Source organism: Verrucomicrobiota bacterium (genome assembly GCA_016871675.1).
Taxonomy (GTDB): Bacteria; Verrucomicrobiota; Verrucomicrobiia; order Limisphaerales; family VHCN01; genus VHCN01.
In genome coordinates this window covers 1-5,343 of record VHCN01000110.1, presented here as the reverse complement: position 1 = coordinate 5,343, position 5,343 = coordinate 1, and the positions used below count along the sequence as shown (strand labels likewise).

Here is a 5,343-nt window from a genome sequence, read left to right as displayed (position 1 = left end):
GAAACGCCGTCTGCGGGTCGCTCAGCACGGTGCTCGCGACGGTGATCTGGTCGAACACCTTCTTCTGCGTGTCGAACTCCCGGACCTTGTGATGCAGCAGGGGATCCTTGAGCCGTTCCTTGATGCCCGGCGCGCCGCTGATGACGACCACCGGCGATTTCTCCGCAAACGCCTCCGCTGTCGGGTTCGCGACCTTCAACCCGCCCACGCAATACGTGACACAGACCACGCCCAGCCCGCGCACGCGCGCGTAGGCGTCGGCGGCGAACCCTGCGCCCTGCTCGTCGCACGTGTTGATGATCTTGAGCGGACTGGCGACGAGCTGGTCGTAGAAGCCGAGCACGTAATCGCCCGGAATCCCGAAGACGTGCCCCGCCCCGAGCGCGTGCAGCCGCGCGATAAGATAATCGCCGATCGTGGGTGCCATGAGGACGGCCCGAAGCTAGCACGAGCCTGGCGTTTCACTCAATGCCGCAGCGACGGGGTCTCGAAGTTTTCGGGCGCGAACTCATCGTAAATGGTTCGCCAATTCGCGGCCAGGCGGCTGCGCTACCTAATACTCCCGCTTGCGCTTCTTGCCGGGCTCGGGGACGGGGTAGAGGCCGTTGGCGTCGGACTTGAGGGGCGGTTCGGAGTCGGCGGTGAGCTTGTCGGCGTCGGGGCAGTATTCGTGCTCGTGGTTGAGCATTTCGTCGAGGGTGACTTCCTGCGCGGTGTGGGCGGCGTAGCGGCCGAGGGAGGTCGCGACGCTGGCCATCACGCCGCGGTCCACTTCGTTGTGCGGCTTGTCGTTGCGAATCGCGTCGGTGAGCACCTGCCATTCGGTGTGATACGGGTCGTCGGCCATCCGGGTGTCGGAGGTCCAGAGCTGGTTTTCGCGTGACCGGACGTGCCCCTTGAACGTGCTGGAGGGGCCGTTGCAGTCGCCCGAGTTCGCTGCGACGGCCATGCCTTTGGTGCCGTGGACGAAGCTGTGATACATGGGCACGGCGCCGACCATGCAGCGGCCGTCCATGTAGAGTTTCGCGCCGTCTTCGAAGGTGTATTCGACGGCGTAGGAGTCGAAGTTCTGGTCGACGTAGGGATTGCCAGTGGGGCCGGTGCGGTAGGTGCGGCCGCCGACACCTTGGGCCTTGACGGGCCATAGTTCCTTGCCAGGGGGGCTCTTGAGCCAGCAGAGGTGGTCGATGTGGTGGATGTTGAAGTCGCTGTAGCCGCCGCCGCTCGCCCAGATGAAGCTGTGGAAGCGCGAGATTTGCCAGAGCAGTTCGTTGGGCTTGCCGGGGAGGTTGTTGTCCTTGCCGGGATATTTTTCGGAGAAGGCGGAGCCGAGCAGACCCTGCATGCGGTAGCCGCGCAGGAGCAGCACGTCGCCGATGTCGTTGTCCTGATGGATGCGCGCGTGGAGTTGTTGGAGGCACTTTTTGTGGCGGGACATGAGGCCGACGCCGACCTTGAGGTTTTTCGCCTTGGCGAGCTTGTTGAGTTCGAGCATGCGCCGCGAGGTCGGGCCGTCGGCGGTCACGGGCTTTTCCATGAAGACGTTGATGCCTTTCTCAATGGCGTATTTGAAGTGAACCCAGCGGAAGGCGAGCGGTGTGGTGAAGATGGCGACGTCGCCCTTCTTGAGCGAGTCAATCGCGCCTTTGTAGGCGTCGAAGCCGATGAACTTGCGCCCGCTCGGGACGTCCACCTGGTCCTTGAAGCGGCCGCCGTTTCCTTCTTTGAGGCCGCGAAAGGCAGACTCGAGGCGGTGTTCGAACACGTCGGCCATGGCGACGAGCTTGGGCGGGCCGCTCTGGCTCAGCGCGTTGACCGCGGCACCGCCGCCCCGGCCGCCGCAGCCGACGAGCGCAACGCGAATCTGGTCGCTGCCCTGGCCGTGAACGTGCGGGAGCGTCACGCCCGCGAGCGCGGAGACGGTGGCAAGCTGGCCGGTGGTCCTGATGAATTCACGACGGGATGGCTGGGCCGAGGGAGGCGTTTGCATGGCGAGATGGTTCGCGCAGGGTGAAGCGGGTGTCAACTTCGGAGAAGCCGCGGGCTTGCGGCGGTGCTGTGCGGCGCGGGAAGTTGGTGGATACCCCGGCTAGGACTTGAACCTAGAACAAACAGATTAAGAGTCTGCTGCTCTACCAATTGAGCTACCGAGGCAGCACAGGGCGGAGAAGATTCAGGGCAGACGGGGCTTTGTCAATGCCACGTTTGGTTTCGTGGCGATGCCGCGCGCGATCGTAAGCGTGATCCTGATCCTCATCTTGATCGCCCCGCGGAGGACGACGGGAGATTAGGATTAAGATTGCGATCAGGATCAAGAAGAAGGCGAGACTGGCACGCCTGTCGCGAGCCTTGCCTCGGCACGGGGCGTGTGGAAGACTGCGTCGTCGCTGAAGCAAGCCCGAACCCGAAACGACTGACATCATGAGCAATCTTCTTGGCAGCCTCAAACAACACTCCCTCATCGTCGCCGACACGGGCGACTTCGAGAGCATCCGCAAATACCAGCCGCGCGATGCCACAACCAACCCGAGCCTGCTCTTCAAGGCCGCGCAGATGCCCGAATACGCCGCGCTCGTCGAGAAGACCCTGGCGGACTCGAAGCAGGAAGCCGCGGGCAATGCCCAAGCCGCGCTCGGTATCGCGCTCGACCGGCTGTCTGTGGCGTTCGGCGAGGAAATCTTGAAGATCGTCCCGCACCGCGTGAGCACGGAAGTGGACGCCCGGCTTTCATTCGATACAGCCGCGACCATCGCCAAGGCCCGGTCGCTCATCGAGCGTTACGCCAGGGCCGGCATCGGCCGCGAGCGCATCCTCATCAAGATCGCTTCAACGTGGGAGGGCATCCGCGCGGCGGAGGTCCTCAAGGCAGACGGCATCAAATGCAACCTCACGCTGCTGTTCTCGTTCCCGCAGGCGGTCGCGTGCGCCGAGGCGGGCGTGCAACTCATCTCGCCTTTCGTCGGGCGCATCCTTGACTGGCACAAGAAAGCCGCCGGCAGGGATTTCACCGGCGCGGAAGATCCCGGCGTGCAGTCGGTCACGCGGATTTACAGCTACTACAAGAAGTTCGGCTACGCGACGGAGGTGATGGGCGCGAGCTTCCGGAATGTGGGCGAAATCCTCGAACTCGCCGGGTCCGACCTGCTCACGATCAGCCCGACGCTGCTCGAGGAGATGCAAAAGACCCCGGGCGCGGTGACGCGCAAGCTCACACCCGAACTCGCGGCCGCGAGCACGATGGAGAAGATTCACCTCGACGAGAAGGCATTCCGCTGGCAGCACAACGAGGACGCGATGGCGACCGAGAAACTCGGCGAGGGCATCCGCCTGTTCGCCGTGGACACGGTGAAGCTCGAGAAGTGGATCGCGCCCAAGCTCGCGTGAGCAGCGGGACGTCGCCTTCCCAGAAATTGATGCTGCCATGCTGGACCGGATTCTGCCAGAGTCGCGCTTTCCATGAACCCGACATCGAAACTATCGTTCCGCGCCCGCGGAATCCTGGCGCTGGCGGCCGCGGCTGTGGTTGGTTCAGTTGCAAACCGCCCGGTCATCGCCACCGCCGCGGGTGCCGACGCGCCGTCGCTCAGGTCGGCGTCGCCCAATCCCGCCACGGGATCCTCGGCGGCGGTGATCGTTTCGGGGTTTCACCTTGCACACACCGCGCAAGTGACGGCAGCCGGCCCCGACGGGAAGTTCACCGACGCCGGGGACGTTGCCCGTCAAAGCGGACGCTGCCTCGAATTGATCGATTCCCTTCTCAAGGAGGCGGACTCCGGTCTCGACAAGATTGCCAAGCTGCACATCTGCGTCACCAAGCCCGAGCACGTCAGCGACGTGCAGCAACTGCTCGGCTTGCGTTTCTCCGCCGGCACACGGCCCGCGGTCACGTATGTGGTGAGTGCTCCGACGATCCCCGGCGCGCTCGTCATGATGGATGCCGTCGGCGCCACCGAGAAAACGCCCAAACCCAACGCGGCCGGGCTCATCGCCAGCAAGTCGCTCAAGGGATTGCCCACCGCGGGCGTCTCCATCCTGCCCGCCAAGACCCGTTCGGTTTACATCAGCGGCCAATCCGCGGCGGGCGACCTCACCGAAGGCGCGCGGCGCACCATGGAGCGTTTGAAGCGCACGCTTGATTTTCTCCTGCTCAAACCGCAGCACGTGGTCCAGTTGAAGGCGTTCATGTCGCCGATCACGAACACCGCGCCGGTGCTGGCCGAAGTGGCGAAGATCTTCGGCACGAACCAAATCCAAATCCCGCCGGTGGTCTTCGTCGAGTGGACTGCCCCCAACTCGATCGAGATCGAGATGATCGCGACGACCGGCGACCAGTCCGCCGCGGTGAGGGACAGCCTGAGTTACGTGACGCCGCCCGGCTTCACGCCCTCGCCGCTGTTCAGCCGCGTGGCCGTGTTGAACCACGGGCCCACGGTTTACGTGGGCGGCTTGCACGCCGCCGCGGGAGGCGATGCCAGCACGCAAATCCGGGAAATCTTCGGCGCGCTCGACACGTTGCTCCGGGAAATCGAGTGCAATCCGCGCCACATGCTCAAGGCGACCTATTACGTCACGGACGAGAAGGCCAGCAACGAATTGAACGCGCTCCCTCCGGGCTTTCTCGATTCCAAGCGCCTCCCGGCTGCAAGCAAGGTGATGGTCCGCGGCGTCGCCCCCGGGCGCACGGTCACGATGGACGTCATTGCGACGACGATTCGTTGACGGCGGGCACGGCCCCCCCGCCGATTGCAAGCCGCATTTGGGCCGCAGCCGTTTGTCCTGGCGCGCCCTCCGCCCTACGGCACGACCATCCCGCTGCTGCGGATTTTCACCTCGTCGCCGAGGCTCGTGCCCTCCACGTAACTGCCGAGTGCGGTGAGCGAGGCCCGGAGCGCGGACGCGGCCGTGTTCACCTCGCCCGTCTGTTGCTCGGCAAGCGTGCGCGTGGCGATCACCAGGTTGTTCTTGGTGTTGACCGCGTCGCGCTGGGTCTGGACGGATGCCAGCGTGGGGGCGGGCGTGGGAAAGTTCGCGTTGCCGGTCATGCGCGAGATGATCAGGTCCGTGAGTTGGATCAATTCCAGCGCGTTGAGTTGGTCGAGGGACAGTTTGACTTTGGCCATGGTTTGTTGCGGTTAAGGTTGGGGTGAGGTCAGGAAGGCGATCGGCGCCAAAAGTATTGTTACCGGAGCCTGGAGGATTTGAGGGGGAGAACGGGGCGTTGCGCCAAAAGTCGGTGTTACCCGAGCCATGCACGACTTTATGAGTGAACAAACCAAAGCCGAAGTCCTCGCCACCCTCCGCCCGCGTTACGGATCGGCGGGTCGGGAACACAAAAGCAAACTC

The 5,343-nt window shown here is 64.1% G+C and carries 5 protein-coding genes and 1 tRNA gene; 2 read left to right on the top strand and 4 right to left on the bottom strand.

From position 1 onward, the window contains the following. The 3 genes from FJ386_14855 to FJ386_14845 all read right to left on the bottom strand — a co-directional run. Positions 1 to 427, bottom strand: a 427-nt coding sequence (locus FJ386_14855; protein MBM3877965.1) for an alpha-keto acid decarboxylase family protein, incomplete at its 3' end; no start/stop codon positions are given. Between the two features lie 126 nt (positions 428 to 553). Then, entirely contained in the window at positions 554 to 1,990 is a 1,437-nt protein-coding gene (locus tag FJ386_14850; protein MBM3877964.1) for a Gfo/Idh/MocA family oxidoreductase, read from the bottom strand. Between the two features lie 91 nt (positions 1,991 to 2,081). Continuing rightward, a tRNA-Lys gene (locus FJ386_14845) sits at positions 2,082 to 2,154 on the bottom strand. A 267-nt stretch (positions 2,155 to 2,421) separates the two neighbouring features. Here FJ386_14845 and tal point away from each other — a divergent pair. Both tal and FJ386_14835 read left to right on the top strand, forming a co-directional pair. After that, complete coding sequence (gene tal / locus FJ386_14840) at positions 2,422 to 3,384, top strand: transaldolase (protein ID MBM3877963.1); 963 nt, start codon at positions 2,422 to 2,424, stop codon at positions 3,382 to 3,384. A 72-nt stretch (positions 3,385 to 3,456) separates the two neighbouring features. Beyond that, entirely contained in the window at positions 3,457 to 4,719 is a 1,263-nt protein-coding gene (locus FJ386_14835; GenBank protein ID MBM3877962.1) for a hypothetical protein, read from the top strand. Between the two features lie 74 nt (positions 4,720 to 4,793). Here FJ386_14835 and FJ386_14830 read toward each other — a convergent pair whose 3' ends face one another. Next, complete coding sequence (locus FJ386_14830) at positions 4,794 to 5,120, bottom strand: hypothetical protein (protein ID MBM3877961.1); 327 nt, start codon at positions 5,118 to 5,120, stop codon at positions 4,794 to 4,796. Between the last annotated feature and the right edge of the window lie 223 nt (positions 5,121 to 5,343).

Excerpts from the sequence above, each read along its gene's own strand:
- FJ386_14850 (MBM3877964.1), bottom strand. The coding sequence starts at position 1,990 with ATGCAAACGCCTCCCTCGGCCCAGCCATCCCGTCGTGAATTCATCAGG.
- tal (MBM3877963.1), top strand. The coding sequence starts at position 2,422 with ATGAGCAATCTTCTTGGCAGCCTCAAACAACACTCCCTCATCGTCGCC.
- FJ386_14835 (MBM3877962.1), top strand. The coding sequence starts at position 3,457 with ATGAACCCGACATCGAAACTATCGTTCCGCGCCCGCGGAATCCTGGCG.
- FJ386_14830 (MBM3877961.1), bottom strand. The coding sequence starts at position 5,120 with ATGGCCAAAGTCAAACTGTCCCTCGACCAACTCAACGCGCTGGAATTG.